This window comes from Jeotgalibaca caeni, from assembly GCF_028863945.1.
GTDB lineage: Bacteria > Bacillota > Bacilli > Lactobacillales > Aerococcaceae > Jeotgalibaca > Jeotgalibaca caeni.
Genome location: NZ_JARBEA010000022.1, coordinates 1 through 25,698 on the forward strand (window position 1 = coordinate 1; position 25,698 = coordinate 25,698).

Annotated in this window: 23 protein-coding genes; 5 read left to right on the forward strand and 18 right to left on the reverse strand. The window is 41.8% G+C overall.

All coding sequences use genetic code 11. The features are described 5' to 3' along the window. Window positions 1-191 precede the first annotated feature (191 nt). Window positions 192-1,811 (reverse strand): chaperonin GroEL, encoded by a 1,620-nt coding sequence (groL, locus tag PVE40_RS06180; RefSeq protein WP_274731012.1) that lies wholly within the window; start codon window positions 1,809-1,811, stop codon window positions 192-194. A 37-nt stretch (window positions 1,812-1,848) separates the two neighbouring features. Continuing rightward, window positions 1,849-2,133 carry a co-chaperone GroES gene (gene groES / locus PVE40_RS06185; protein ID WP_274731013.1) on the reverse strand — a complete coding sequence of 95 codons (285 nt, stop codon included), beginning with the start codon at window positions 2,131-2,133 and terminating at the stop codon, window positions 1,849-1,851. Between the two features lie 197 nt (window positions 2,134-2,330). Between groES and PVE40_RS06190 the strand changes: the two genes are divergently transcribed. Both PVE40_RS06190 and PVE40_RS06195 read left to right on the forward strand, forming a co-directional pair. Beyond that, window positions 2,331-3,005: a CPBP family intramembrane glutamic endopeptidase gene (locus PVE40_RS06190; protein WP_274731014.1), complete on the forward strand. Its 675-nt coding sequence runs from the start codon at window positions 2,331-2,333 to the stop codon at window positions 3,003-3,005. 19 nt (window positions 3,006-3,024) lie between these two features. Beyond that, window positions 3,025-3,234, forward strand: coding sequence for a DUF4305 domain-containing protein (locus PVE40_RS06195; RefSeq protein WP_274731015.1), 210 nt, complete (start codon window positions 3,025-3,027; stop codon window positions 3,232-3,234). A 35-nt stretch (window positions 3,235-3,269) separates the two neighbouring features. On the opposite strand, the gene PVE40_RS06200 is transcribed toward PVE40_RS06195, so the two are convergent. Beyond that, a complete protein-coding gene (locus tag PVE40_RS06200) occupies window positions 3,270-3,902 on the reverse strand; it encodes a redox-sensing transcriptional repressor Rex (protein ID WP_274731016.1) in 633 nt (210 codons plus the stop codon). A 291-nt stretch (window positions 3,903-4,193) separates the two neighbouring features. Here PVE40_RS06200 and PVE40_RS06205 point away from each other — a divergent pair, with 291 nt between their 5' ends. Next, window positions 4,194-6,143, forward strand: a complete 1,950-nt coding sequence (locus PVE40_RS06205; RefSeq protein ID WP_274731017.1) for an ABC-F family ATP-binding cassette domain-containing protein — start codon at window positions 4,194-4,196, stop codon at window positions 6,141-6,143. 194 nt (window positions 6,144-6,337) lie between these two features. Here the strand turns inward: PVE40_RS06205 and tsaD are convergent, their stop codons facing one another. From tsaD to tsaB, 4 genes are read right to left on the reverse strand one after another with little or no spacing between them, the layout of a single operon-like run. Next, on the reverse strand, window positions 6,338-7,360 hold the full coding sequence (gene tsaD / locus PVE40_RS06210) for a tRNA (adenosine(37)-N6)-threonylcarbamoyltransferase complex transferase subunit TsaD (RefSeq protein ID WP_274731018.1): 1,023 nt from the start codon (window positions 7,358-7,360) through the stop codon (window positions 6,338-6,340). Window positions 7,361-7,362: 2 nt separating this feature from the next. After that, on the reverse strand, window positions 7,363-7,857 hold the full coding sequence (gene rimI / locus PVE40_RS06215) for a ribosomal protein S18-alanine N-acetyltransferase (RefSeq protein WP_274731019.1): 495 nt from the start codon (window positions 7,855-7,857) through the stop codon (window positions 7,363-7,365). 10 nt (window positions 7,858-7,867) lie between these two features. Then, entirely contained in the window at window positions 7,868-8,470 is a 603-nt protein-coding gene (rimI, locus tag PVE40_RS06220) for a ribosomal protein S18-alanine N-acetyltransferase (RefSeq protein WP_274731046.1), read from the reverse strand. Continuing rightward, window positions 8,451-9,176, reverse strand: a complete 726-nt coding sequence (gene tsaB, locus PVE40_RS06225; protein ID WP_274731020.1) for a tRNA (adenosine(37)-N6)-threonylcarbamoyltransferase complex dimerization subunit type 1 TsaB — start codon at window positions 9,174-9,176, stop codon at window positions 8,451-8,453. The genes rimI (PVE40_RS06220) and tsaB overlap by 20 nt, the downstream gene beginning before the upstream one ends. Window positions 9,177-9,382: 206 nt before the next feature. On the opposite strand from tsaB, the gene PVE40_RS06230 reads away from it, so the two are divergent. Next, complete coding sequence (locus PVE40_RS06230; RefSeq protein ID WP_274731021.1) at window positions 9,383-9,628, forward strand: CsbD family protein; 246 nt, start codon at window positions 9,383-9,385, stop codon at window positions 9,626-9,628. A 57-nt stretch (window positions 9,629-9,685) separates the two neighbouring features. Here PVE40_RS06230 and PVE40_RS06235 read toward each other — a convergent pair whose 3' ends face one another. The 11 genes from PVE40_RS06235 to PVE40_RS06285 form a co-directional block, all read right to left on the reverse strand. Beyond that, window positions 9,686-11,209, reverse strand: a complete 1,524-nt coding sequence (locus tag PVE40_RS06235) for a UDP-glucose--hexose-1-phosphate uridylyltransferase (protein WP_274731022.1) — start codon at window positions 11,207-11,209, stop codon at window positions 9,686-9,688. Window positions 11,210-11,358: 149 nt separating this feature from the next. After that, complete coding sequence (xylB, locus tag PVE40_RS06240; RefSeq protein ID WP_274731047.1) at window positions 11,359-12,849, reverse strand: xylulokinase; 1,491 nt, start codon at window positions 12,847-12,849, stop codon at window positions 11,359-11,361. 20 nt (window positions 12,850-12,869) lie between these two features. After that, window positions 12,870-14,180 (reverse strand): xylose isomerase, encoded by a 1,311-nt coding sequence (gene xylA / locus PVE40_RS06245; RefSeq protein WP_274731023.1) that lies wholly within the window; start codon window positions 14,178-14,180, stop codon window positions 12,870-12,872. Window positions 14,181-14,375: 195 nt separating this feature from the next. Next, entirely contained in the window at window positions 14,376-15,251 is an 876-nt protein-coding gene (locus PVE40_RS06250) for a glycoside hydrolase family 43 protein (RefSeq protein ID WP_274731024.1), read from the reverse strand. Between the two features lies 1 nt (window position 15,252). Next, window positions 15,253-15,930, reverse strand: a complete 678-nt coding sequence (locus PVE40_RS06255) for a hypothetical protein (protein ID WP_274731025.1) — start codon at window positions 15,928-15,930, stop codon at window positions 15,253-15,255. 43 nt (window positions 15,931-15,973) lie between these two features. Then, on the reverse strand, window positions 15,974-18,031 hold the full coding sequence (locus PVE40_RS06260) for a hypothetical protein (RefSeq protein ID WP_274731026.1): 2,058 nt from the start codon (window positions 18,029-18,031) through the stop codon (window positions 15,974-15,976). A 16-nt stretch (window positions 18,032-18,047) separates the two neighbouring features. After that, window positions 18,048-18,872, reverse strand: coding sequence for a carbohydrate ABC transporter permease (locus PVE40_RS06265; protein WP_420828517.1), 825 nt, complete (start codon window positions 18,870-18,872; stop codon window positions 18,048-18,050). Between the two features lie 36 nt (window positions 18,873-18,908). After that, complete coding sequence (locus PVE40_RS06270; RefSeq protein ID WP_274731028.1) at window positions 18,909-19,844, reverse strand: carbohydrate ABC transporter permease; 936 nt, start codon at window positions 19,842-19,844, stop codon at window positions 18,909-18,911. A gap of 93 nt (window positions 19,845-19,937) precedes the next feature. Next, window positions 19,938-21,269 (reverse strand): ABC transporter substrate-binding protein, encoded by a 1,332-nt coding sequence (locus PVE40_RS06275; protein ID WP_274731029.1) that lies wholly within the window; start codon window positions 21,267-21,269, stop codon window positions 19,938-19,940. A gap of 28 nt (window positions 21,270-21,297) precedes the next feature. Continuing rightward, window positions 21,298-23,430, reverse strand: coding sequence for a glycoside hydrolase family 3 C-terminal domain-containing protein (locus tag PVE40_RS06280; protein WP_274731030.1), 2,133 nt, complete (start codon window positions 23,428-23,430; stop codon window positions 21,298-21,300). Between the two features lie 144 nt (window positions 23,431-23,574). Then, window positions 23,575-24,858: a Gfo/Idh/MocA family protein gene (locus PVE40_RS06285; protein WP_274731031.1), complete on the reverse strand. Its 1,284-nt coding sequence runs from the start codon at window positions 24,856-24,858 to the stop codon at window positions 23,575-23,577. Window positions 24,859-25,077: 219 nt separating this feature from the next. On the opposite strand from PVE40_RS06285, the gene PVE40_RS06290 reads away from it, so the two are divergent. Further along, complete coding sequence (locus tag PVE40_RS06290) at window positions 25,078-25,692, forward strand: alpha/beta hydrolase (protein WP_274731032.1); 615 nt, start codon at window positions 25,078-25,080, stop codon at window positions 25,690-25,692. The last annotated feature ends 6 nt before the right edge of the window (window positions 25,693-25,698 follow it).

Genomic DNA, 25,698 nt, shown 5'->3' on the forward strand with positions numbered 1-25,698 from the left:
AGGAAAAAGCTCTCGGTCTGCGGCAACAGAACAAGAGCCCTCTAAAAATTTAAAATTTTAACACCTACATGATACCATGGGTAGTGACTTTTTGCGCTTTTTTTAGCTTGTGTTTTCATATAAAAAAGACCCGATCGAGTCCACTTATTCAGTGTTCCTCAATCGGATCTTCTCTTTATTCGTAAAAAGTCTTACATCATGCCGCCCATGCCTGGATCCATTCCGCCCATTGGTGCTTCTGGAGCTGGTTTGTCAGCTACAACACCTTCTGTTGAAAGGATTAATCCAGCTACACTTGCTGCGTTTTGCAAAGCAGAACGAACGACTTTCGCTGGGTCAACGATTCCTGCTTCAATCATGTTTACCCATTCGTTTGTTGCTGCGTTGTATCCCATTCCTTGTTCTTCTGTCTTGATTCTTGCTGCAATGACAGAACCTTCTAGTCCAGCATTTTCAGCAATTTGACGAACGGGTTCTTCTAGAGCACGAGCTACGATGCGTACACCGGTTGCTTCGTCACCAGTTAATTCAAGAGCTTCTACGCGAGGTTGAACATTGATAAGCGCTGTTCCCCCACCAGAAACAATTCCTTCTTCAACGGCTGCGCGTGTTGCGTTCAAAGCATCTTCGATACGCAATTTGCGTTCTTTCAATTCTGTTTCAGTAGCAGCTCCAACTTTGATGACCCCAACGCCACCAGCTAGTTTCGCTAAACGTTCTTGTAGTTTTTCGCGGTCAAAGTCAGAAGTAGTTTCTGCTGCTTGTGCGCGAATAACAGCTACGCGTTGTTCGATTAATTCTTTTTCGCCAGCACCTTCTACGATGGTTGTGTTGTCTTTGGTTACAACAACTTTGCTTGCGCGTCCTAGGTGTTCAATAGAAGCATCTTTCAGCTCGAAGCCAAGATCTTCCGCAATTACAGTACCACCTGTTAAGACAGCGATGTCTTGCAACATTTCTTTACGACGGTCACCAAATCCTGGTGCCTTCACAGCTGCCACGTTAAAGGTTCCGCGTAGTTTGTTCAATACTAATGTTGGTAATGCTTCGCCATCTACATCATCCGCGATGATCAATAACGGACGGCTTTGTTTCAAGATTTGTTCTAGAAGTGGTAAAATGTCTTGGACACTAGAAATCTTGCGGTCAGTGATCAAGATATATGGGCTTTCTAGATCAGCTTCCATCTTGTCATTGTCTGTTACCATGTATTGGGACAAGTAGCCGCGGTCAAATTGCATTCCTTCTACAACATCCAATTCGGTTTCAATCCCTTTGGACTCTTCGATGGTAATAACGCCGTCGTTACCAACTTTTTCCATTGCTTCCGCAATCAATTTACCGATTTCTTCTGAACCAGAAGAAACAGCAGCAACTTGTGCGATGGATTCTTTTGAGTTTACTTTTTGGGAAATTTCAGCCAAACCAGCTACTGCTTCTTTTGTAGCCAATTCGATTCCGCGACGGATTCCTACTGGGTTTGCGCCAGCTGTTACGTTCTTCAATCCTTCACGAACGATTGCTTGTGTCAAAACAGTCGCCGTTGTTGTTCCGTCACCAGCGATATCGTTGGTTTTGGAAGCTACTTCAGAAACTAATTTTGCACCCATGTTTTCAAAGTGGTCTTCTAATTCGATTTCTTTTGCGATTGTAACACCGTCGTTTGTAATTAAAGGCGAACCGTAGGATTTTTCAAGTACCACGTTGCGTCCTTTTGGTCCTAAAGTAACTTTAACGGTATTAGCTAGCATGTCTACCCCACGTAGTAAAGCAGCACGTGCGTCTTCAGAAAATTTAATGTCTTTTGCCATTTTAATTCCTCACCTCAAAGTTTTATTTTTCGTACGATTAATCAATGATTGCAACAATATCTGTTTCTTTAACGACTAGATAATCTTTTCCATCGTATTTGATTTCAGTACCAGCATACTTTTCAAATAGAACCTTGTCGCCTTTTTGAATGGTCATTTCAATCTTGGTTCCATTGTCTGTTACGCGACCTTCTCCTGTAGCTACAACCACACCTGTTTGTGATTTTTCTTTTGCTGAAGATGGAAGCACGATGCCACCTACTGATTTTTCTTCTTCTTGCGCAACTTCGATAATTACGCGGTTACCCAATGGTTTTAACACAGATATCCCTCCAAAAATTAATTTTACTGAATTAGCACTCTTTCGATTCAAGTGCTAACCTCTTCCTCTATATTAATCAAAACTTTTACGGATTGCAAGGCTAAACCAGTAATTTTTTTGTGAACTATGGTATACTTTTCTATAGGCTTTCCCGTATAAGGGATTGCTATTAACCATGAGACGGAAAGGTTTTGTGTATGATCAGAAAACTATCTTCAGCAACTAAGGTAATTTTTATTTACTTGGCTATTCAAATCTTGCCGATTCCGCTCGTCTTTCTGTTTCCAAGAGAGCAACAAATTGAGGCAAGCTTGAACTTAACTTTACTATTTTCTTTAATTGGAACAATCTGGATGTTAGTCGTTAATCACCGAAAAGAATGGACGCCGGTTACGCCACTCACGAAGCAACCATCCGCTCCTCTTCCTACGGTTTTCTTATGGGGAATTCTTGGTTTCATTGGCGCTATTGCGATTCAAATTGTTACTTCCATGATTGAAATGCTTCTATTCGGCATTCCTTCTGAATCAGCGAATACAGAATATTTGTTGGAAACAACCGCACAATACCCGCTATTGATTTTTTCCATCGTTGTATTTGCGCCTGTTATGGAAGAGCTTGTGTTCCGGAAGGCCATTTTTACCCAGTTACACGTTTCAAAAGTTAGTGTGCTAGGTGCAGCAGTGATTAGTTCACTGATTTTTGCCCTCGTACATTTCGATGGCCATATGTTAGTATATAGTACATTAGGACTTTGGTTCTGCTACCTATACAACAAAACAAACAATATTTATGCGCCGATGCTTGCTCATGGACTCATGAACGCTTATGCATCATTGCCAATCTTTTTCCCTCAACTATTTGGCGGATAGATAAATAGAAAGGATTAACATGACTATAAAAGATTTATTAATGCAAATTATCTTCAAATTTGTTTTCGCTGCGTTGTTTGTCTTTTTTGCAATCGAAAATGTGACCAACACTGGATGGGGCTTCTTCGCCATCGTGAGCGTCCTCTTTGCTACAAATAACATTGTACAAGGCATTCGTCTGCTTGATACGTATTTCAAGATAAAGAAAAATTTTGATGATCGTAAATAAAAAAACTCTGACAGGAATTTCCTGCCAGAGTTTTTTTACATGTCGTTATCTAAGAAGTAAATCAATGTTTGTAATTCATTAGTCAAGTCCACGTTTTGGATGCGAACCCCTTCTGGTACAGAAAGACGAATCGGCGTAAAGTTCATGATTCCTCTTACCCCTGCTTCGATCAAGTTATTCGCTACCTCTTGTGCGACTACTTGTGGAACCGTTAGAATGGCCACATCAATTTGTTGGATGCGTAGTTGTTCGACCATTTCTCCCATTGGATAAACCGGTACCCCACTTACAATTTTACCAACAATGTCTTCATTCACATCAAAGGCACAACTAATCCGCACGTTGTTGCTTAAGTGAAAGTTGTAATTTAATAAAGCATGTCCTAAATTCCCAACACCAATTAGTGCCACGTTTGTGAGACGGTCTTGATTCAATGTTTTACTGAAAAAGTCCAGCAAGTATTCTACATCATATCCGTAGCCTCGTTTTCCGAGAGCGCCAAAGTAGGAAAAATCTCGGCGGATTGTAGCACTGTCTACCTTCACCGCTTCGCTTAATTCAGTAGAAGAAATTCTCGTCTTCCCTGCATTGTGCAAGTAACGTAAGTACCGATGATAAATCGGTAAGCGGCGCGCAGTAGCTTTTGGTATCTCGTTTTGTGTCGTCATCTTCGATTCCTCTTCCTTTTTTCTGTTATATAAATAAGGATAAGCCCTTTATTCGCTAGCAATATTATAGCACTTCTTTGTGAAAAAATCACTATTTTATTCTAATTAGTATTTTTTTGTGAATATTATCGCAACGGTTTTTGTATTATAGCAGGTTTAACAATGTTTCTGCCAGAAAAGTGTCTCGCATTTCTCAAGGAGTCAATGTGAAAGCTCTATCGAATTCTTTCCTTCTATGGTAGAATACAAATAATTGTCACGAAAATATTGAGAAAAGAAAGAGGGAAGACCATGATCCTACTGCAAGGACAAAATCTTGCGCGTCATTTCGGTCCAACCGTCCTATTTGAACAAATTCATATTACGATTCAAGAAAATGAACGAATTGCGTTGGTGGGAAGAAATGGGGCTGGGAAATCCACCTTGTTAAAAATCTTGGCGAATCTCGAGCCCCCCGATGAAGGTACGGTTGCAAAACGAAAGAATCTCTCCGTTGGTTATTTGGACCAACACAGCGCGGTTGATTCAACGAAAACAATTTGGGAGGAAATGCTTTCTGTATTCGATCCTATTATTCAACTTAATCAAGAAGCTGAGAAAGCAGCGCTCGCTCTTGCCGATGAAGCACTGATCCAAGACGAAGTTGCCTTTGTGGAAGCTCTGAAGCGATATGATTTTTTACAATTGGAATTGCAAAAGAAAAATGCCTATGGATATGAATCAGAGCTCCGCTCGGTACTCCATGGTTTCAAATTTTATGAAGAAGACTATAACCGCCCCATCAAACAACTTTCCGGCGGTCAAAAGACTCGCTTGGCTATGGCCAAGATTTTATTAGAGAAAAATGATTTACTCATTCTGGATGAGCCGACCAACCATTTGGACATTGAAACACTGGCGTGGTTGGAAAATTACTTGCTTGGTTATCCAGGTGCGCTACTCATTGTTTCCCATGACCGGTATTTCCTTGATAAAATCGCAACAGGCGTTTACGAAATCAGCCAAAATAAAATTCATCAATATAAAGGAAATTATTCCTTTTTCCTAAAAGAAAAAGCTGCACGTCTCGAACAAGAGATGAAGCAATACGAAAAGCAACAGGCAGAAATTGCCAAGTTAGAAGATTACGTGGCGCGAAATCTTGTCCGCGCCTCTACTACGAAGATGGCGCAAAGTCGGCGCAAACGTCTGGAAAAAATGGACCGGATGGACAGACCAAAAGCCGGCGAACGTTCCGCCCGCTTCTCCTTCCCTATCGAACGTGAGAGCGGCAATGTTGTTTTAATGCTGGAAGACGGCGCCATTGGCTATGACGATACCATTTTGTCGGCACCGATTCAGATGGATGTCCGCAAACGGCAAGCCATCGGGATTGTCGGCCCGAATGGAATCGGGAAGTCCACTTTGCTCAAAACACTCATCAAAGAATTGCCTTTACTAAATGGGAAGCTCCATTATGGAACGAATGTAGATATTGGCTACTATGACCAAGAACTCAAGAATCTATCCACCAATAAAACGGTTCTGGCGGAGATTTGGGATTTGCATCCAACCATGAACGAAAAAGATGTTCGCAGCATGCTCGGCAGTTTCCTTTTCACGGGGGAAGACGTAGAAAAAACCATCCCATCCTTAAGTGGTGGCGAAAAAGCGCGACTTTCCTTATGTAAGCTGGCTCTGGAAGCGAACAACTTATTGATGTTGGATGAGCCGACGAACCACTTGGACATTGACAGCAAAGAAGTGCTGGAGAACGCCTTGATTGAATATGACGGCACGCTGCTCTTCATTTCGCATGACCGGTATTTCATTAATCGAATTGCTACTAGTGTGCTGGAACTTTCAGCAGAGAGAAGTTCCTATTACATGGGCGATTACGATTACTATGTTGCCAAAAAACAGGAAGAAGAAGAGTTGGCTCGACTGAGTAAAGAGGCCGAAGAAGTTGACACAACGGAGGCTCCCGTTGAGAAAGCCAAAACGGATTATCATTTACAAAAGGAACGCGCCAAAACCGAGCGCAAACTCATTCGTGCCATTGAGGCTCTGGAAGCTTCCTTGCATGAACTAGAAGAAACCATTACTCAAGTGGAACACAAACTGACCTTGCCAGAAGTTTTTGGCGATCATGAAGAAGTTCAGAAGTATCACGACCAGCTTCTAAAGCTTCAAGTCAAACAAGAACAGCTGATGGAAGAATGGGAAGCAGAAAACCTAGCACTAGAAGAATTGATGGAGTAAACGTGCAAGTGAGGCTATAAAAATCTCTCACTTCTACCATTTCGGTCGAAAACGTGCGAGTGAGCTCTTAAAAATTTCTCACTTGCACGAAATGGACCGAAAGCGTGCAAGTGAGCCTTTAAATATCCCTCACTTGCACATTCCCGTAAAATACCATAAAAAAGCGAGAATCGAAAAATACGATTCTCGCTTTTTTAGCTTTCTAAACTCAATCCAGGTCTTGCATTAAGCTTGAGTGATGCAAATTCTTGTTTTTTGTATTGTACGTAAGCAGCGGCACCAATCATCGCCGCGTTATCTCCACACAAATTTAGTGGCGGAATCACTAGCTCTACTCCTGGCAGCTCTTCTTGAACTGCAGCGGCTAGAGCCGTACGCAATCCTCTATTGGCTGCCACGCCTCCTGCTAACAAGAGTTGCTTGACGCCTTTTTCTTTTGCGGCGCGAATGGTTTTCCCAACCAACACATCAACTACAGCTGCTTGGAAACTTGTTGCTACATGATAGGGATCCAAGTCATCACCTTTTTGACGAGCATTATGGATGGTATTGATGACCGCACTCTTCAATCCGCTAAAGCTGAAGTCGTAGTTGTCTTCTTGCAGCATTGCACGCGGAAAGTCCAACGTTTCTTCACCTTCATGCGCCATCTCATCCAGCACTTTCCCGCCTGGATAAGGCAATCCCAGTACCCGACCAATCTTGTCATACGCCTCACCGGCTGCATCATCGCGTGTTTCCCCGATAACTTCAAACACACCGTCTTCCGGCATGTAAATCAGTTCCGTGTGTCCACCGCTGACAACGAGAGCAAGCAGTGGAAATTCCATCGGTTGAATCAATTGGTTCGCATAAATATGACCAGCAATGTGATTTGTTGCAATCAATGGTTTTTGGTGGGCAAAGGCTACTGCCTTCGCTGCACTCACTCCAATTAATAAGGAACCAACTAGCCCAGGACCTTCTGTTACGGCGACAGCATCCACAGCATCCATGGTTACTTCGGCCTTTAGAAGAGCTGCTTCTAAAATTTGCGTGATTTGTTCAACGTGATGACGGCTTGCCACTTCTGGAACAACTCCGCCAAACCGCATGTGGCTTTTTACTTGTGATGCCACAATATTTGATAAAACTTCCCGGCCATTTCGGATCACTGCAGCACTCGTCTCATCACAACTACTCTCAATTGCTAAAATTAATACATCTTTTTCTTCCATTTTTACTTATCCACCTCTAAATTAGGCTCTTGTTTGTAAAACACGTATGCGTCTTCGACAGGATCCACATAATAATCCTTACGGAACGAAATATTTTCAAAGCCTACTTTTTGATACAAGAAAATGGCTGGTTCATTAGACAGGCGTACTTCTAAATAAAAGTGACGCACACCGGCTGCTACATTCATGCGAATCATCTCTGTCAGGAGAAGCATTCCAATTCCTTTGCGCCTCTGATTAGGAAGAACGGCAAAATTATTAATGGACAGTTCATCTAAAATGCGCATGCATCCAATATAGCCAACGATTTCTCCCTCAAACTCATAGCCTAAATAAAAATTATTTTCATTTTCCAACTCATAGAGAAAGGAGCTTTCCTTCCAAGTCGTGCGGCCGCCGTTTGCTTCCTTTGTAATGTAGTACAGTCGCGCTGCCGTTTCCGGATTCGCGGCTAAAGGAACGATCAGCCCACTGAACATATGATATTCCTTTTGCATCTGCTGACTCCTACCTGATTGGGGATTCTTCCATATCCAGCCGCATGTCTAAAGCATCTTCCCCATCACCATGATAATAATTTTTCTTTACCCCGATTATTTTGAACCCGGCCTTTTTGTAAAGGTTCTTCGCTTTCTCATTCGAGACGCGCACTTCCAAACTAATCGAGGCTACTTGTTCTTCTTTGGCTACATAGTTCAATAAATCCAGCAACAATCGGCCCGCCCCTTGGTTCTGCCACTCGGGAGTGACCGCTAAATTCGTCACATGGATATCATTAATTTCCAAACGACTGCCCAAAAAGGCAATCGGATCAAACTGATGGTAGAGTACCAAATAAAGTGACTTGGTGCTTCGGACGATATCCTTCTCCAGCGCCACATATCCCCATGGCGTTTTCCCCTCATAGCCTAGTTTCTCGATCGCCAAAATATCAGCAATATGTCTCCGACTGCCAATTTCAAGTCGAACTTCTTTTCCATTTTTCAGCTGGTAATGACTTGCGAGATGACTCATTCGGGTAGAGAATGATTGGTTTTTTTTAGAGTACGAAATTTCCTTTTGAAATGAATCCACTAGGTGTTGGAATTGATTAATCAATTCTTTCAACATACTCACCCTTTCGTTCCCCTTCATGTGCCTTTTGCCAATTTTCTTCTGCTTCTGGTTTCTTCAAATATTCTGGTGAAAAGAGGTGAACGTCGACAGAAGATCCTTCCACCGCCAATGAGGCCAGTACGCCTGCACGAGGCAACCATTCTTTTGGATGGGTACATTGCGCCCTCTCACCGAATAGTTCCTTTATTCTATCTTCATATAGGGGAAGGTCTTGACCAACAAACAAGAGCGGTTCCTCTCGTTCTAATAGTTGGAGGAAAAATGCTTCACTCGCAAGATGAACATCTGCGATTACTTCTACTAGCTGTCCATTTTCCCATTTATATCCACCAGTGTATATATTTTTCCTGCGCGCATCGATGAGCGGAATGATGAGCGCAGTTGCGGAAGAAACGTTCGCTGCGAGAACTTTTAAGCTAGAGACCGGCACCAAATCCTTCCCTAACGTCCACGCCAATGTTTTGGCAATCGTCGCGCCAATGCGGACACCCGTATACGAACCGGGTCCTTTGGCTACAGCGATTCGATCCACTTCGCCCATCTTCCAACCTGATCCTTCCATGACTTGCTCAATCGCCGGCATCAATTGTGTACTATGTTGTAAGTTACCATTTCTTGTATATTCAGCCACGACCAATCCATTTTCCATGGTTGCCACACTCATTGTTTGGTTCGAGGACTCAATGGCTAAGATTTTCAAAACGAATTCTTCCTTCCACAGCCGCATCTGGCTTCTAGCGGCTTTTTGACTTCTTTTTTTTATTATTATAACGCACTTATGCTGAAAATGCTTCTGCTACTTCTTCGTTCCTCTGCTTGGAGTCATATCATTTGCTAATTTTGTAGTTTTCGCTAGAATAATAAGTAAGAAGCGTGTAAGCGCTCGCTAACAAGGAGGTCATCACTATGGGACACGGAACAGACGACAAGTTAAAAGGTTTGAAGGACAAAGCTGTAGGGAAAGCAAAAGAAGCTTACGGCGATGCTACAAATGACCGCAGCAAGGAAGCAGAAGGAAAGCTTCAGCAAGGAAGAGGCGAGGCGCGCGATAAAATGGGCGACGCAAAAAACGCCGTAGACGATGGAATTGATAATCTTCAAAGAAAAGCAGATAACAAATTAGATGACATGGATCGAGACAACAGAAGATAGAGGAAACATTCCTACATCTCCCCAAAAAAGCGCTGGAATAAATCCAGCGCTTTTTTCCTATTGATAATCCGTTACAGGTACAGAGGCTGTTTTGAACGTTTGAGCGAATGCTTCGAAAGCTGCTTGCCCTGCTTCTGTTTGTTTGAAGACACCTGAATCTTCTAAAACTCGTTCGAACTTCCGGCCTACACCTTCTTGAATGATTGCTTCAACATTTTCGGGCGTAACGACGTTCGATTGTTTCATTTCTTCCGCAAAAGCCAAGTGGTAATCCGCCACCTCGGCTGCTTCGTCCAAGAGGTATTTCTTCACTTCTGCTAATTCAGCCTTCAAACGTGGTGGTAGAATCGCCATCCCTAATACCTCAATCAGCCCAATATTTTCTTGCTTGATATGTTGGACATCTTGATGCGGATGGAATATACCATCTGGAAACTCCTCGGTCGTCCGGTTGTTCCGCAAGACCACATCTAATTCATACGTTTCGCCTTTTCTTCTTGAAATCAAGGTTACGGCATTGTGCTTCGTGCCATTTGTTTCCGGCAGAATAGCTAGTTCTTCGTTCTCGTACGCTTCCCATGCATCCATCAGTTCAGCACCAGCTGCAATCAAGTCTTCCCTTGAAAGAGAACGCAGGCGCATAACCGATAAGGGCCAGTTCAACCGCTCCGCAGTGACGCTCGGGTAATTGCCCCAAGCAAAGCTTTCCAGTACTTCTGCTGTTTCCATTGGGAAGGTATGGCACCCTCCTTGATAATGCTCGTGACCTAATAGAGATCCACCAATAATAGGCAAACCTGCATTGGACCCCATGAAGTAATGCGGAAAAATCGTGATTAATTCCAATAAGTTCTCAATAGTCGCTTGCGTTACATTCATCGGCACATGCTTTTTAGTAAAGACAATGCAATGTTCTTGATAGTAGGAGTACGGCGAATACTGCAAGCCCCATGTTTCCCCACCTAGCGGAACACGGATGACCCGATGGTTTGTACGCCCAGAAATACCAATCCGGCCACGGTAGCCTTCATTCTCGGCACATAATTGACAAGCCGGATAATCCCCGGTAGCCTTTTGAGCTTCCTCAATGTCTTTTTTAGTTTTTTCGGGTTTTGACAAGTTGATGGTGATATCAAGCTTGCCATATTTTGAATCATAATAGAAATGCTGATTTTTGGCGATTTGACGAGTCTTGATATAGTCATTATCGCGGCACAATTCATAAAATTCATTAGTTGCACGTAGCGGAGCTTCCCGGTAATTTTCCCAGAAATCGCGGTTCACGATGGAGGGAGCCGGGGTAATCACGTCCATAATCTGCGCTTCTAATTCTTCTCTTTCTCGCACGCTGTCTGCGATCAATCCTTCTTCGACTGCATAAGCAACCAGTTGGTCCATCGAATCCAACAACTCAGGAAGAGGAATCGATGGTGTACAGGAAGCTGTGTAGTGCTCCCTTCCTAAGAGATTTAACAACCGGTTAATCGCATAATATTGATCCAACGTGTGAATCCAGCGTAAGACCACTCCTTTTGCGACAAAGTCACAAATTACTTGGTCCATATTTTTTTTCTCTCCCAAAGCAAACCCTCTCTTCTTTCAATATCTTTTATAGGATGTAGGACCTTTTCAATCCCTTCTATCTTACCATACCGTTGGATTTTTGTATGAATAAGTTCACTCATAAAAAAGAGACGGGAACAAATCCCCGTCTCCATCGATTCTTATTTTTATAATTGAAGCAATTGATGACTAATTGCCTTCGTAGCTTCATACCCTTGACGGTAAACGTCATACACCTTTTGGTAAGCAACTACTTGGTCTGGGCTTGGTTCAAATGTTTTTGCTTCTTTGACAAAGGTTGCAACGCACTCTTCTACGCTATCAAACCATCCTTGTCCGAGTGCCGCTAACATGACAGCACCCATCCCTGGTCCTTGCTCCGTTTGCAGAGTGACAATGGTTGTATTAAATATATCCGCCTGCATTTGCAGCCATGCTGGATTTTTTGCCCCACCACCAACCGAGACAATCTTTGTAAAAGTCTTGTTAGCATGTTTTTCCATCAATTGCTGCGAATCTTTCAAGGAGAATGTAATTCCCTCTAAGACAGCTCGAGCAAAGTGATCGCGGCGGTGACGCGTATCCATTCCCAAAAAGCTACCACGAATTTGACTGTCCGTATAAGGCGTACGTTCGCCGGAGATATAAGGAAGAAACAGTAGGCCTTCTGATCCAGCTGGAATCTCATCAATACTCGCTAGTAAATGATTGAAGTCTTCCTCTTTTGCAAAGGTATCTTTGAACCAAGAGAGACTGTGTCCTGCTGCCAAAGTCACACCCATTGAATAGAAGGTGTTTGGCAGGACATGGTAGAAGTAATGCAAGTCTCCGCCGTATTCCTTCCCTGGCTCTTCAAAAGCGAGGAAAACACCGGAAGTTCCAATACTTACCATCCCCATTTCTGGAGAAACAATTCCTGCTCCTAAAGCTGCGGCTGCATTATCCGCACCTCCTGCATAAACATGGATGTCCTGTTGGAAGCCAAATCTTTCAAGCAGCTCTCCTTTTAAGATACCGATCTTAGCAGCTGACTCTACCAATGGTGGACAGAGACTCTCAAGCAAGCCAAACGCGGAAAGGATTTCTTTGCTCCATTCCTTTTGCTTACTATCCAGCAACAACGTACCTGCAGCATCGGAGTATTCCATTTGTTTGGATCCGGTTAAGCAAAAGCCTAGATAGTCTTTTGGCAATAAGAATAGATTCGCCTTAGCAAACAACTCTGGTTCTTCTTCCTTCACCCACAAAATTTTTGGCAAGGTGAAGCCTTCGAGAGCTTTGTTCTGTGTGATTTCAATCAGTCGATCTTGTAAAACCGATTTTATTTCCTCACATTGCTTCGTCGTCCGCACATCATTCCATAAAATAGCATTGCGCAACACTTGATCATTTTCATCCAACAGTACGAGGCTGTGCATTTGTCCAGAGAAACTAATCGCTTCTAGCTGTTCTTTTGCATCTGCTACTTCTGTGACTACCTTTTCCAAAACGGTAAGGGCAGCTTCAAACCATACTGCTGGATCTTGCTCGCTATAACCCACTTTAGGACTGAGTAGAGGGTAATCGGCCGAAGCAGAATAGACAAGCTCCCCACTTTGATTCACTAATAGTCCTTTCAAGGAGCTCGTACCTAAATCTAAACCGAGCACATACCCCATCATTCATCACTCCTGCTTTTTTAGTAGATATAGTCGTTCAATTTAGCTTTTACGTATTCGATATGAGAAGACTTGTTCTCCACATCGTTGTGGTTCAAGGCATATTCACTTAATTTCTTCAAGTCGGTTTGATCGTTAATGATTTCAAGACCAATTCCTTCTTGGTAGCTTGCATAACGTTCTTCTTTAATTTGATCGAAGAAGCGTTCTTCTTTCAGACGAGCAGCTGCCTTCAAACCGCGTGCGAATGTATCCATCCCAGCGATATGTGCAAGGAATAAATCGTCCATTTCAAAGGAAGTACGACGAACTTTAGCGTCAAAGTTGATTCCGCCTGGTTCCAAGCCGCCATTTTCTAAAACTTCATACATTGCTAATGTTACCGTATACAAATCTGTAGGGAATTCATCTGTATCCCAACCTAACAACATATCTCCTTGGTTTGCATCCAATGATCCAAGTGCATTGTAGCTGCGGGCAACTGCCATTTCATGTTCAAATGTGTGTCCAGCTAGTGTTGCATGGTTTGCTTCCAGATTCAACTTGAAGCGGTCTGTTAGGCCGTATTTTTGCAAGAATGCCATACTGGTTGCTGCATCGAAATCATATTGGTGTTTCATTGGCTCTTTTGGTTTTGGCTCCAATAGGAATGTCAATTCGCCATGACCGATTTCATTTGAGTAATCAATTGCCATTTTGTAGAGACGTGCAATATTTTCTTCTTCGAATGGCATGTCTGTATTTAGTAATGTTTCGTATCCTTCACGTCCACCCCAGAAAACAAAGTTCTTGCCGCCTAAGCGTTTGCTGATATCGATTCCTTTTTTCACTTGAGCAGCTGAAACAGCATATACATCTGCATTGTTTGAGGAAGCGGCACCATTTACATAGATTGGATTTGTATGACGGTCTGCTGTATTCCAAAGTAATTTAATACCGGTTTCTTGCATTTTTTGTTCGATCAAATCTACGATTTCGTCTAAGTTGGCGAAGAATTCTGCCAATGAATTACCAAAAGGAGCAACGTCCATATCATGGAAACAGAAGTATTCTACGCCTAGTTTTTCGAAGAATTCAAACGCAGCTTCTACACGATTTTTTGCTGTTTCCATTGGATCTTCTGTCAACCAAGTACGTTGGTTCACGCCTTTACCAAATGGGTCATTTCCTTCGTTTACAAATGAATGCCAGTAAGCAATTGCGAAACGCATATGATCCTTCATTGGTTTGCCTAATACTTCTTCTTCAGGGTTGTAGTGACGGAAAGCAAAAGGATTGGTGCTTTCCTTGCCCTCGTATTTGATTTTTTCTATATGCGGAAAGTATGTCATTAGTTTTTGCTCCTTTTATAGTTTGTTCGTTTTGCTAACTAACTAGAGTTTAGAAGATTATTATTCAGATGTCAAGCGCTTTCTTTATTAATTTATCAAATTTCCTTGGTTTTACCTAAAGATGATATTCTTAGAAAAGAAGCAGCACGAATCGAATGAAATTCAGGAATCGTACTGCTCTTTGAAACTCACCTGTTACATTTCTTCTTTCAATAGTAAGGTGTCCCCTGTATCTTGAACTTCATAAAAATGTGGATGCTCCGAATACTTGCTGTTAGGACTATGGTAGGTATAAACGAGACGATTTTCTTTATCCTTAAAGAGCATGCCGTGTCCACCGTCTGCATGGTAAAATAAATCTTCTTGATGAATCCATGGACCCTCGATGGTACCAGACTCACTCTCAGCGATTGCCTGGACATACTGATCGCCTCGCAAGGATGACCACATCATCAATAATTTTCCAGAGGTGGTCGTATACATAAACGGTCCATCTGTCACAAAACGTTCTGTATCAGGGTGATGCCATTTTACATCGATCGCATGAAGCAATACGTTCGGTTCCGAAACAGCTTCTTTTAAGTCACTGGATAGTTCAATGGAACAAATCGTTCCTTTCCCGCCATCAATCCATTCATGGCAGAAAATCATATAAGGAGTGCCCGCTTCGTCCACATATAACGTTCCATCCAGACAAGGCCATTCACGAGGGGTAAGAGGCTCTTCTGTGTGTATCCTGAACGGTCCTTCTGGGTGATCGGCAACCAAAATTTGCGTGCCTTTGTTCTTTCCTTCTGCATTAAACGTAGCAAATAAATAAAATTTATCTTGGTAGACATGGACTTCTGGTGCCCAAAAGTTCATATTAGACCAAAAATCTCCAGGATGCCGGAAAACTTCAATCGGTTCGCTCCAATTTTCTAAGTCATCACTGATATAAACATCGAAGCCTAATTTACTTACGTCCTCCTGTTTATTCCAAGCAGTTTCGCTTCTGGTTCCATACATGTAATATTTATTTTCATGCACGAGAACATAAGGGTCACGCAAGAAAATTTCATCTTTTTTCAAATTATTCTCCTCCGTTTACATTTTTTATAATAATTTGGGTACTGATATTGTATAAATACGTCACAACGACGCTGGTTAATACGAGGAATCCCAGAACCGGTCGGTAGTACATAACGAAAAGCAAACCAATGATCAGAACGCTGTAAAAGTAGCTGACCAATACTTGCTTCAAGTTGAGAAAAAAAGCTTCCTTCAGTGCTGGTACGAAATGAAGTGTAGGCTGATTCACCTTCAGAACCATGGCAGTGATGATGGTTGCTAATGTAATACTGCCAAACGTAAAGAATACCGGCAATAGAACCACACCGAGATTCGTTTGTTGCAAGAATAACAGGGTCATAAAGAACCAAAGCAGATTCATTGCTAATAAAATGGAAAAAACAACACCAGATGAGAAATAGTGAACCATTTGCTTCGCATATTGCCGCAAGTTAGGTAATTCTTGCTCTCTTTTATACCGTTCTACACTTTCCATCATACTCATGAAAGATGGGCCTAATGGAATCGCGGTAAGGACAAACAAAAATAAAGTATCTCCCTTCACAACGAGGAAGTTGCAACTTATAAAGAAAAACACAGTAAACAATGTATGATAAAGATTCAATTTCAGATAACGATATGTCGCATTAAAGAAGCGGTAAAACAATTTATCTTCAATGAAAGTTTTTTTCGTAGACACGTCGCTCCCTCACTTCTAAAAATAAACCACCTATTACTAAGCATCAATATGGAAATGGAGCGATTCCCTCAAATTGAATCTCCCATTTTCCATTATCAGGAAAACCAGGGAGTTTTGTGGAAGAGTCTGTTGTTCCTGCTACCATAAGCGCAGTTGCAAGTAACAAAGAGCCATTTCCCGGCAAGTAAACCGGCAAGTCATTTCTTAATTTTTGATAATTATTTCCATTTTTAACATAGGAATTTTTAGGGGAATCCATTAATAGCAGTTGAACTGCTAGCTCTGGCTTCCCTAAACGGGTAGCACACATCGCCATAAGAGCAAAATCCCAACCCCATAAGGTCTCAAATTCCCAACATTCCACTACTTTTTCCAAAGTCTGGGTCATCATTTCCGGATCAATATATTCACTTGGAATAAGTCCATATGCACCTACCATCATCGGATGGTCTCGGTTATAGTTCTCATACGTATCTGAACAATTGGCATGAGATAGATAAAGCCCATTTTTCTGCACCGGAACGGCAATTTTTTTGCGGACTTTTTCCCATTTATCAGTAGGTTTCTTCAACCGTTCGGCCCATTTCTCAGCGAGAAGTAAACCAAAGCGCCAATACTCTAATTCAAAGGTTGGATCAAGGACGGTAGTCGGATCAAATTCTTCTTGAGCAGGAATGAGCGGTGCAATCAGGTGATAGCGGTCGTCCTTCTCGTCATACTTCAAAAAGTCACACATAAACTGTGCAGTTCCTTCTACAATTTCCCAGTACTCTGTAAGCAAAGCAACATCTTTTTTCTGCTGATAAACGAGCTCCAGCATATATAAAATATGTGGCTGCTGCCATACAAGCAAAGGTGCAATAATGGATGGGCTGTCGACTGCATCCGGACCAATCATTTTAGGCCATCTCAAGCCCACAAATCCATTTCGCTCCGCATTTTCTTCCGCTTTCCCTTTGTTTTTCAAGTACCATTTCAACGTTCTCTCCAGCAGCTCCGGCTTGTTCCATAATGGGAAATATGCGCTGTGCCACAGATGCATTTCAAGATGGAATTTCCCGTACCAACTATTACAGATTAGTCCGGTTTCTTGTGGCGGCATGGATCCGGTGCCTTGAATAGTCGTTAAATATTGGGACAAGATAAGTCGTCTTTCTAATTCAGCAGCGCGGTGATCTGTAGCTTGTTCAAAGTCAATCATCCCCACTGTATTCCAGTAGTCATTCCAATCCTTCACACATCGCTCTTTCAGTTGGGTAGTGGTTGAAGGATTGTTGATTGAAGTTTCCATGGAATAAAGAAAAGAGACGGCTAAATCTTGTCCGTTCGAGGGGTACAACCAAATTGCATGTTCCTCTTGTTCAACGTTCATGGCGTTCTCTGCAGTAACGTAAACAAAGTAAGAAAAACCATCGACTTTACGCATAATCTGCCACGTAGTCGGACTTATTTCCTCTAATTTCGTTTCATGGCTTGCCTTACTTTCCTTATCCCAACCCGATATATCAGAAGAAGGATAGAAGAAATCCAGCTTCAACTTCAGTCGGTTCGTACTGAACAGCGGAGAGTGTACTCGAATTCCTACCGCATCTGAGACCGAGTCACACATGGTTTCTACTGAACATTTCTGTCCATCTAAATGGAAGTTGCTTTCCAATACCCCGCTGTACAAATCAAGTTCTTGATGAGGCTGAGAAAGAGCTTCTTCCACCAAATCTTCTTCATCTAAGGTAAAACGTAGATTCGATAAGTTAACGCGGTGCGGATTCTCTCGTAACCAGTGATAGATTTCCTCGTTCCCTGCTTGCGGCTCAACTGGATAAACGACCTTTTTATTTCCCATTTGATAGTCGGTCATTTCCAAATCGGTTAAGTCATAGGTATTCCCTTCATCATCAACTGGGGTTGAATGCCATCCCCATTGACTCATGGTGCATAAAGGAATGCCGCCTTTTGTGGCATAAATTTCGGGGAAAGATTGCAGTCCCGTAATATCAGCCGTAAAGGCAAACTCCCCATTTCCAATTGTTAAAGGTGATTGATAATCAATCACCTTATGAACAGGATTATTTCTTTTTAATAGCTTTATCCGATCAATCATTTTATTTGAGCAACTCCTATCCTTTCAGTCCAGACGTGCTGATTCCTTCAATCAAATACTTATTAAAGAATAAGAAAATCAAGAAGACCGGAATCAACGATAAAGTCGACATCGCGAACATAGCTCCATAGTCGGTCGTTGAACCCGCATCAGCAAATAACTTCAACGCAATGGAGACTGTATAGGATTCTGGTTTATTCAGATAAACTAATGGTCCCATAAAATCATCCCATTTCCAGTAGAACTGGATGATGATAGTGGTAATTAGGGAAGGCTTCAATAATGGGAAGATGATTTTTGTAAAAATATTATATTTGCTGCAACCGTCTATGTAAGCCGACTCGTCTAACTCCTTGGGAATGCTGATCATAAACTGCATCATTTGGTAAATGAAAAAGGCATGTCCAAAGAAATGTGGCAAAATCAGCGGGACGTTCGTTCCTACGAAACCGAGTTGATTATAAATAATGTACTGTGGAATCAAAATTACCTGGCTCGGCAGCATCATCGTTAGCAGCATACAAATGAACCAAAATCTTCTGCCTGTAAACTTAATTCGAGAAAAGGCATATGCTACACAAGCTGAACTAAGAACCGTTCCAATAGTGGAAATGGTGGAAATAAAGAAAGAGTTCTTGAAGAACGTGCCAAACCCAATGCCTCCAAATCCTTTCCACCCCGTAACGAAATTTTCCCAACGCCAATTTTCTGGTATCAGACTTAGAGAACCGGATAGAATTTCCGAATTGTCTTTTAACGACCCCGAAATCATCCATAAAACTGGATAAATCATCATGAAACCAAACACGATTAAGAAAGCATGGAACAAAAATTTATTCATTCTTCTTTTTGCTGAAGTCATGGTTCTCCTCCTTCACTAGTCATTTGTAAATGTCCAATATTTTGAGAATTTCAAAATAAGGAATGTGATGAATCCGATAATGATCAACATAATCCATGACATCGCACTTGCATAGCCCATGTTGTAATAACTGAAGGCATGGTTGTATACATAGAGGGCATAGAAGTTCGTTGCATCATTCGGTCCTCCACCGGTAATAACAAATGCTTGTGTGAAAGCCATAAAGGCGGAGATGGTTTGCATGATTAAGTTGAATAAGATAATAGGCGACAATAAAGGAAGCGTGATTTTGAAGAACATTTGGACTTTGTTAGCTCCATCAATAATCGCTGCTTCGTAATAGGTGTTCGGAATTTCCTTCAAACCTGCCGCGAAAATAATCATGGATGATCCAAACTGCCACGCAGAAATAAGAATCAACGGAATCATTGCCATATCCTGATCACCAAACCAGCTGATAGGAGTCAGTCCGACAATCCGCAGCATGTTGTTGACTAACCCTCTACGAGAAAATAATTCTTTCCAAACAAGCGCAACCGCAATACTTCCTCCAATGAGTGAAGGAACGTAGAATAGCGAACGGTATACGGTCTCCCCTTTTACTTTTCTAGTGAGAAGGTAGGCTACAAAAAGAGCGAAAGCTAGCTTCACTGGGACTGAAACACCTACATAAATCAATGTAACAATTAAGGATTTATGGAACCGCTCATCACTAAATAACCGGACATAGTTAGCTGCGCCAATAAAAGTCTCTTCTTGAACCATGTTATAGTCGGTAAAAGAGTAATACATAGAGAAAACCATCGGGATAATAGTGAATCCTAGAAACCCAATAATAAAGGGTGCTGAAAAAATATGACCCGCTACATTATCTTTGTTAAGGAAACTTTTCATCTTCGTCGAGAAGCTCCCATCCTTCTTGCTTTTTTCTTCTAACGCTTCTGTTTTCATTGGTATCCTCCCGTCTTTGCTTCGTTAGACGTTATAAAAAGAATTAGGTTGCAAGAATGAGTCGTCCTTTTCTTGCAGCCTAATCGGTCATCCTTATTTAATCGTCTCTACCGCAAAGTCATAAATTTGTTGTGCAGCTTCCTCAGGTGTAATTTCATCGTAAATTACTTGATCCAGTAATAACTCATATTGATCTCTGATTTCTGCTGTATGAGGATTCTCAATGTTATTCAATTCTTCATTGTGTTGTTCTCCTACATAATCTACATAAGAGAATACTTCAAGCAATTCAGGTGATGCATTTTCTTCTAACATTTCACGAATGTTAGACATGATTGGCACACCACGTTCTCCGTTCAGAATTTGGTTTGCTTCTTCATCGTTTACGAAGAAGTTGATGAATTTAGCTGCTTCTTCCTGATGCTCGGAGCTTGTTGGAATACTCAACATTTGAGAAGAGTTTAGAGTAAGTCCGTATGGATCATCTTTATCTTTTCTTGGCAAAGTGGTTAGTTTCAATTCTTTTCCAGCAGCGCTTGCTAGAGTCGGGAATTGGTTAGTTGCAACCCATGTCATTGCAGCTTCTCCAGTTACTACGAAGTCACCTTCAATATCTGTTACTTCGGCTGCTGCTCCTGGATCTGGGTAGGCTCCTTTATCAACTAGTTCTTTTCTCATTGCGATATAGTCAACAAGTCGACCTGGATCATCGAAGCCGAGTTTTGTTTGATCGTCTTTGTCGAAGAAGTTATAATCTGGTCCAACGCCAATCGTACCGCCCGCTAAGAAATCATCCATAATGGAACTTCCGAAAACACCAAATTCTTCGCTAACTTTCAGGGCTGCATCCTTGTACTCAGCCCAAGTCCAGTTTTCTGCCGGTTCTTCGACTCCTGCTTGTTCAAACATTGCTGGGTCATAAGCAATCCCATAACTGTTTACCCCTAAGGAAAGACCTACCATATTTCCATTTTGATCTCTTGTCGTATCAAGGAACATTTCAGTAGTGTTCGATGTGTCAATGGTGCCGTCTTCGATAAAGCTATCAAGTGGTTGAATGTTGTCAATATAAGCAGGATAATTTCCACCTAGTTGGAAAATGTCCCAAATGGAGTCAGAAGCTACTAAGGTGTTCAGCTTGGTAATGTAACCGTCCATATCAAAAAACTCATACTGAATGTCAATATTCGGGTTTTCTTCTTCATACATCTCAATCACTTCTACAGTCGCATCATGACGTGCTTGCGAACCCCACCATGCCATACGTAATACGATTTGGTCTTGATTATTCCCTTCTGCAGACGAAGCTGCATCACTTGCTACTGAATCTTCACCAGATTCGGTAGATGCCCCATTTCCACATGCCGCTAATGCTAAAACCGCTGCGCTTGAAAAAATGAACTTGCTAATTTTTTTATTAAACAAAATGAATTCCTCCTCTATTGTTTATTACTTAATTACCAATCATTAATGAAGCTGTTAAGGGCTCAGAACCTTTTAAATGTACGCTTCGTGCGTCAGGTTGAGAAAGCCCGGCATACAAAGTAAATGAAGAACTGTCTAGCTTTTCTTTTCCATCCTCATCTACAACTAGCAAACGGTTCCAATCAATCGTAAGTTCTAGTAACTTTTCTTCACCTGGCTGCACCTTTATCCTTTTGAAGAGGGCCAGTCGCGGATTACGTGGTGCCCATTTAGATTCATTGTCTTGTATGTAGAATTGGACAACTTCCTCTACTATTCGCTCTCCCGTATTTTTGACGGATACAGCTACTTCAATCCCCTCATTTTCTCGAATCTCAGTAATTTGTAAGTTTTGAAGTACTACTTCTGAATAAGTTAAGCCAAAACCAAATGGATACAACGGTTCTTTTTCGAGATAACGATACGTGCGGTCTTTCATCGAATAATCTGTAAAGGAAGGCAAGTCTTCCATCCGTTTGTAGAACGTTACGGGCAGCTTCCCACTTGGGCTATACTCCCCAAATAATAGTTCCGCAATCGCTCTTCCGCCTAAACTACCTGGATACCAACATTGCAAGATGGCCTTCAAGTTCGGATGGTCTTCTAAACCATTCAAAACAATGGATCCACCTGCATGAAGCAATACAATAACGGGTTTCCCTACTTCGAGCATGCGTCGCAGCAATTTTTCCTGTCTTCCTGGCAGCCCTAAATCAAGTCGGTCTCCAGAACCATAACTATTCCCCGCATCTCCTTGTTCACCTTCAATGGTAGAATCCAATCCTAGCGAAAGAATAATCACGTCGCTTCGTTCTGCTACGATTTCTGCTTCCGCTTCGCGGTCATCAGCCTTCGCTAGTCTACCTTCCACATTGTCTTTGTATAAATGGCATCCTTCTGCATAATATACTTTTGTGGAATCGACCACATAATCTTGAATCCCTTCAAGAACCGTATGATACCGTGAAGCTGTTCCGTGGTAGTTTCCGGTTAGTGCAATTCGACTATTCGCATTAGGACCAATGACACTGATAGCATTTAATTTTGTTTTTTCTAAAGGTAAAATCCCTTCATTTTTTAAGAGAACGATTGATCTTCTGGTAGCTTCCAAGTTCAGTCTTTGGTGTTCCGGAGAGTCAACAACATCGTAGGAGATTTGGTTGTATTCGCATTCTTCCTCATACATTCCCAACAAGAAACGTGTTGTGTAGAGACGCTCAACGGCTGTAGTAACCTGCTCTTCTTGGATTAATCCTCTTTCTAGCGCTTCCTTGGTGAGAGGAGCTATGTTTCCAGCACATAAATCGAGTCCAGCCTTCAGCGCAAGTGCCATCGTTTCCGTGTGGTCTTTCGAGTACTTATGGTTCTTCGCAATATCCTCTAAGGCATAGTAATCAGAAACAAAGTGTCCTTCGAATCCCCAGTCCTCGCGCAGTAATCCGTTGATCATCTCATCATGAATGCACATTGGTATTCCATTGATACCGGAGTAAGCTCCCATCACGCTTTCCACTTCCGCTTCTTGAACGGCTGCTTTGAAGGCAGGGAGATACGTTTCGTATAAATCTTTAGGAGATACTTCCGCTTGGAATCCGTGCCTCAATTCTTCAGGACCGCTGTGTGCGGCAAAGTGCTTCGCACAAGCAGCAATTCGCAGGTATTCCCCTGTTCCTTGCAAGCCTTGGATAAAGGCTACACCTAACCTACTGGTTAAATAGGGGTCTTCTCCATATGTTTCTTGCCCTCGACCCCAACGAGGATCACGAAAGATGTTGATATTTGGCGACCAGTAGGTCAGACCTTTATAAATATCAAAGTCTTCTTTTCCTTCAAACGCGTGGTATTTCGCTCGAGCTTCTAGAGAGATTGCTTCTGCTACTTCCTCTAATAATTCTTCATCGAACATTGCAGCTAAACCAATTGCTTGAGGGAACATCGTAGCAACCCCTGCTCTTGCTACTCCATGAAGACCTTCACTCCAATAGTTATATTCTTTCACTTGCAGATGCGGGATATCCTTTGAACGGTAATCCAACTGTGAAATTTTTTCTTCTAGAGTCATCTTGGAAACCATTTCCCTTGCTTGTTTCCGTGCTTCCTCTCTACGTTGTGGTGTATTCACTCTACTTTCCACTCCTCCTTCAATTGAATTCGGTTACAAACCTTTGTTACATTGGTTTGTTTACAAAGCTAACTATCTTACGTACAAAGATTATCCGACAATCGACTCTTTGTCAACTAATTTATGTAAGCCTATTCATTATTTTTAGAATCGTAAAAGCGATTGAATATCAACGGGCATTCCTGATGCAATCGATTTGTTTCCTGCAATTCCAGTAAGAATCGACATTGCTCCATCAATATGCGAAGCAGCACGGTTGTATGGGTCTTCTTCCGGTACGCCAAAAATATCATTCAGTAATACTGGGTCACCGCCGCCGTGGCCGCCTTCTCCACTTTCAATATCGACTTCATAAGGTTTTCCAAACATTGGATAAACCATGATTTCTTTAACTTCAAGTGCGCCTTCATCATCCTTATCTCCACCAGCATTAATATAGGAACGTTCTACAATTTTCATCTCGATACGGCCTTTACTGCCATTAAAGGAAACATTAAATCCTTCCCATGGCATATAAGCATTAAGAGAATACGTCAGAATCGTATTATTCTCATATTTCGCTGTCAGTCCTAAAGTATCTTCAATCGATATATCATCACTGAATACACTGCGGTCGCGGATATAGCCACTATCTTCTTCAGCTTTTAGATACAATTCACGTAACTCTTCGGAGCTTTCCAAGTCAATCGCAAATGGATCGTTCTTCGCTTTCTCGCTGCCATAAGAACGATAGTAGAAATCTTTTACGCCTCTCTTTTCTGCGTTCTTCATTCCATAAAAGTTAAGGTCACCAAAAGCGAATACAGTCTTTGGATAGCTGTTTAGCCAAAAGTTTACTAAATCAAAATGATGCGTTGATTTATGAACCAGCAGTCCACCACTGTTTACCTTATTACGATGCCATCTTCTAAAGTAGTCTGCCCCATGTTCTGTATTGAGTAACCACTCAAAATGAATAGAGAATACGTCACCAATAATCCCTTGGCTTATCAACTCACGAATTTTAGTATTATGAGGAGCATAACGGTAATTGAAGGTAACGCGCAAACTCTTTCCTGTTTTCTTCTGAACATCAAGAATAGCTTGGGTTTTTTCTTCATCAATTGTCATTGGTTTTTCTGAAATTACATCGTATCCTTTTTCCATTGAACGAATAATATAATCGTGATGCGTACGATCTACTGTGGTAACAATGACGTAATCCGGTTTTAGATCGTCCAACATCTGGTCGAATTCGGTGTAGTGATATGTAGGAACTGCCTTTTGTCCGTACTTGGATTCCAATACATGGTTCGCATAATTCATTCTTGTTTGTGAGACATCACAAAACCCTACCATCTCACTTGTTTCATGATAGGTTGAAGCGACTGCTTCATAAAAAAATCTTGCTCTTCCGCCGGTTCCTACTTGAACATATCTTTTCTTCAAAACATGTACCTCTTCTCTATTGATGTTATCTTCTTGATTTGGAAGCGGATAAATAATTTAGTTTGTTTATTCGCTAACCAAACTTATTACACATTTTACCAGTATTTATGTGTTGAAGCAAGCGGATTCATAAGAATTTCTAAAAAAGTGTCCATTTGTAATTTAAGAAGAGCTATGCTACAATTGTTTCGAATTAGAGATAATTAAGGAGGAATAACCATGACCTATCATCACTTTTACCAAGAAGGAAATCCAACCCGCCCTGTCTTCCTTTTACTTCATGGAACAGGCGGAACGGAGAAAGATTTAATTCCTTTAGCCAAAATGATCGATGAAAATGCCAGTATTTTGAGCGTGCGGGGAAATGTGTCCGAAAATGGCATGAACCGTTACTTCCGCCGCCTATCTGAAGGAGTCTTCGATTTGGAAGACTTGGAAAAACGCACACACGAATTGGCTACGTTTATTACGGAGGCAGCTACCGAATATCACTTCAAACCAGACCAAATCGTTGTGTTAGGATACTCTAATGGTGCAAACATCGCGGCAAGTATGCTATACTTCTTCAAGGATATTTTCCAAGGTGCCCTCTTGCATCATCCAATGGTGCCGTTTCGAGATCGTGAAATGATGGCACAAGAAGGGTTGCATATTTTTGTAGGGGCGGGGGTCAATGACCCCATCTGTCCTCCTGATGAAACGAAGGACTTAATCAAACGTTTGGAGCAAGCCAAGAGCAAGGTAACTACCTATTGGGGGACTGCCGGGCACTCCTTGACACAAGAAGAATTGCAAGCTGCCAAGAGTTGGTATGAGGAGCAATTCGGTATATAAGAAAGG

Bases quoted from the DNA above. Each gene is read 5' to 3' on its own strand.
- PVE40_RS06265 (WP_420828517.1), bottom strand. From the start codon at position 18,872: ATGAATAAATTTTTGTTCCATGCTTTCTTAATCGTGTTTGGTTTCATG.
- rimI (WP_274731019.1), bottom strand. From the start codon at position 7,857: ATGCAAAAGGAATATCATATGTTCAGTGGGCTGATCGTTCCTTTAGCC.
- xylA (WP_274731023.1), bottom strand. From the start codon at position 14,180: ATGACATACTTTCCGCATATAGAAAAAATCAAATACGAGGGCAAGGAA.
- PVE40_RS06290 (WP_274731032.1), top strand. From the start codon at position 25,078: ATGACCTATCATCACTTTTACCAAGAAGGAAATCCAACCCGCCCTGTC.
- rimI (WP_274731046.1), bottom strand. From the start codon at position 8,470: ATGTTGAAAGAATTGATTAATCAATTCCAACACCTAGTGGATTCATTT.
- PVE40_RS06205 (WP_274731017.1), top strand. From the start codon at position 4,194: ATGATCCTACTGCAAGGACAAAATCTTGCGCGTCATTTCGGTCCAACC.
- PVE40_RS06270 (WP_274731028.1), bottom strand. From the start codon at position 19,844: ATGAAAACAGAAGCGTTAGAAGAAAAAAGCAAGAAGGATGGGAGCTTC.
- PVE40_RS06190 (WP_274731014.1), top strand. From the start codon at position 2,331: ATGATCAGAAAACTATCTTCAGCAACTAAGGTAATTTTTATTTACTTG.
- groL (WP_274731012.1), bottom strand. From the start codon at position 1,811: ATGGCAAAAGACATTAAATTTTCTGAAGACGCACGTGCTGCTTTACTA.
- xylB (WP_274731047.1), bottom strand. From the start codon at position 12,849: ATGGGGTATGTGCTCGGTTTAGATTTAGGTACGAGCTCCTTGAAAGGA.
- PVE40_RS06260 (WP_274731026.1), bottom strand. From the start codon at position 18,031: ATGATTGATCGGATAAAGCTATTAAAAAGAAATAATCCTGTTCATAAG.
- PVE40_RS06200 (WP_274731016.1), bottom strand. From the start codon at position 3,902: ATGACGACACAAAACGAGATACCAAAAGCTACTGCGCGCCGCTTACCG.
- PVE40_RS06195 (WP_274731015.1), top strand. From the start codon at position 3,025: ATGACTATAAAAGATTTATTAATGCAAATTATCTTCAAATTTGTTTTC.
- tsaD (WP_274731018.1), bottom strand. From the start codon at position 7,360: ATGGAAGAAAAAGATGTATTAATTTTAGCAATTGAGAGTAGTTGTGAT.
- PVE40_RS06230 (WP_274731021.1), top strand. From the start codon at position 9,383: ATGGGACACGGAACAGACGACAAGTTAAAAGGTTTGAAGGACAAAGCT.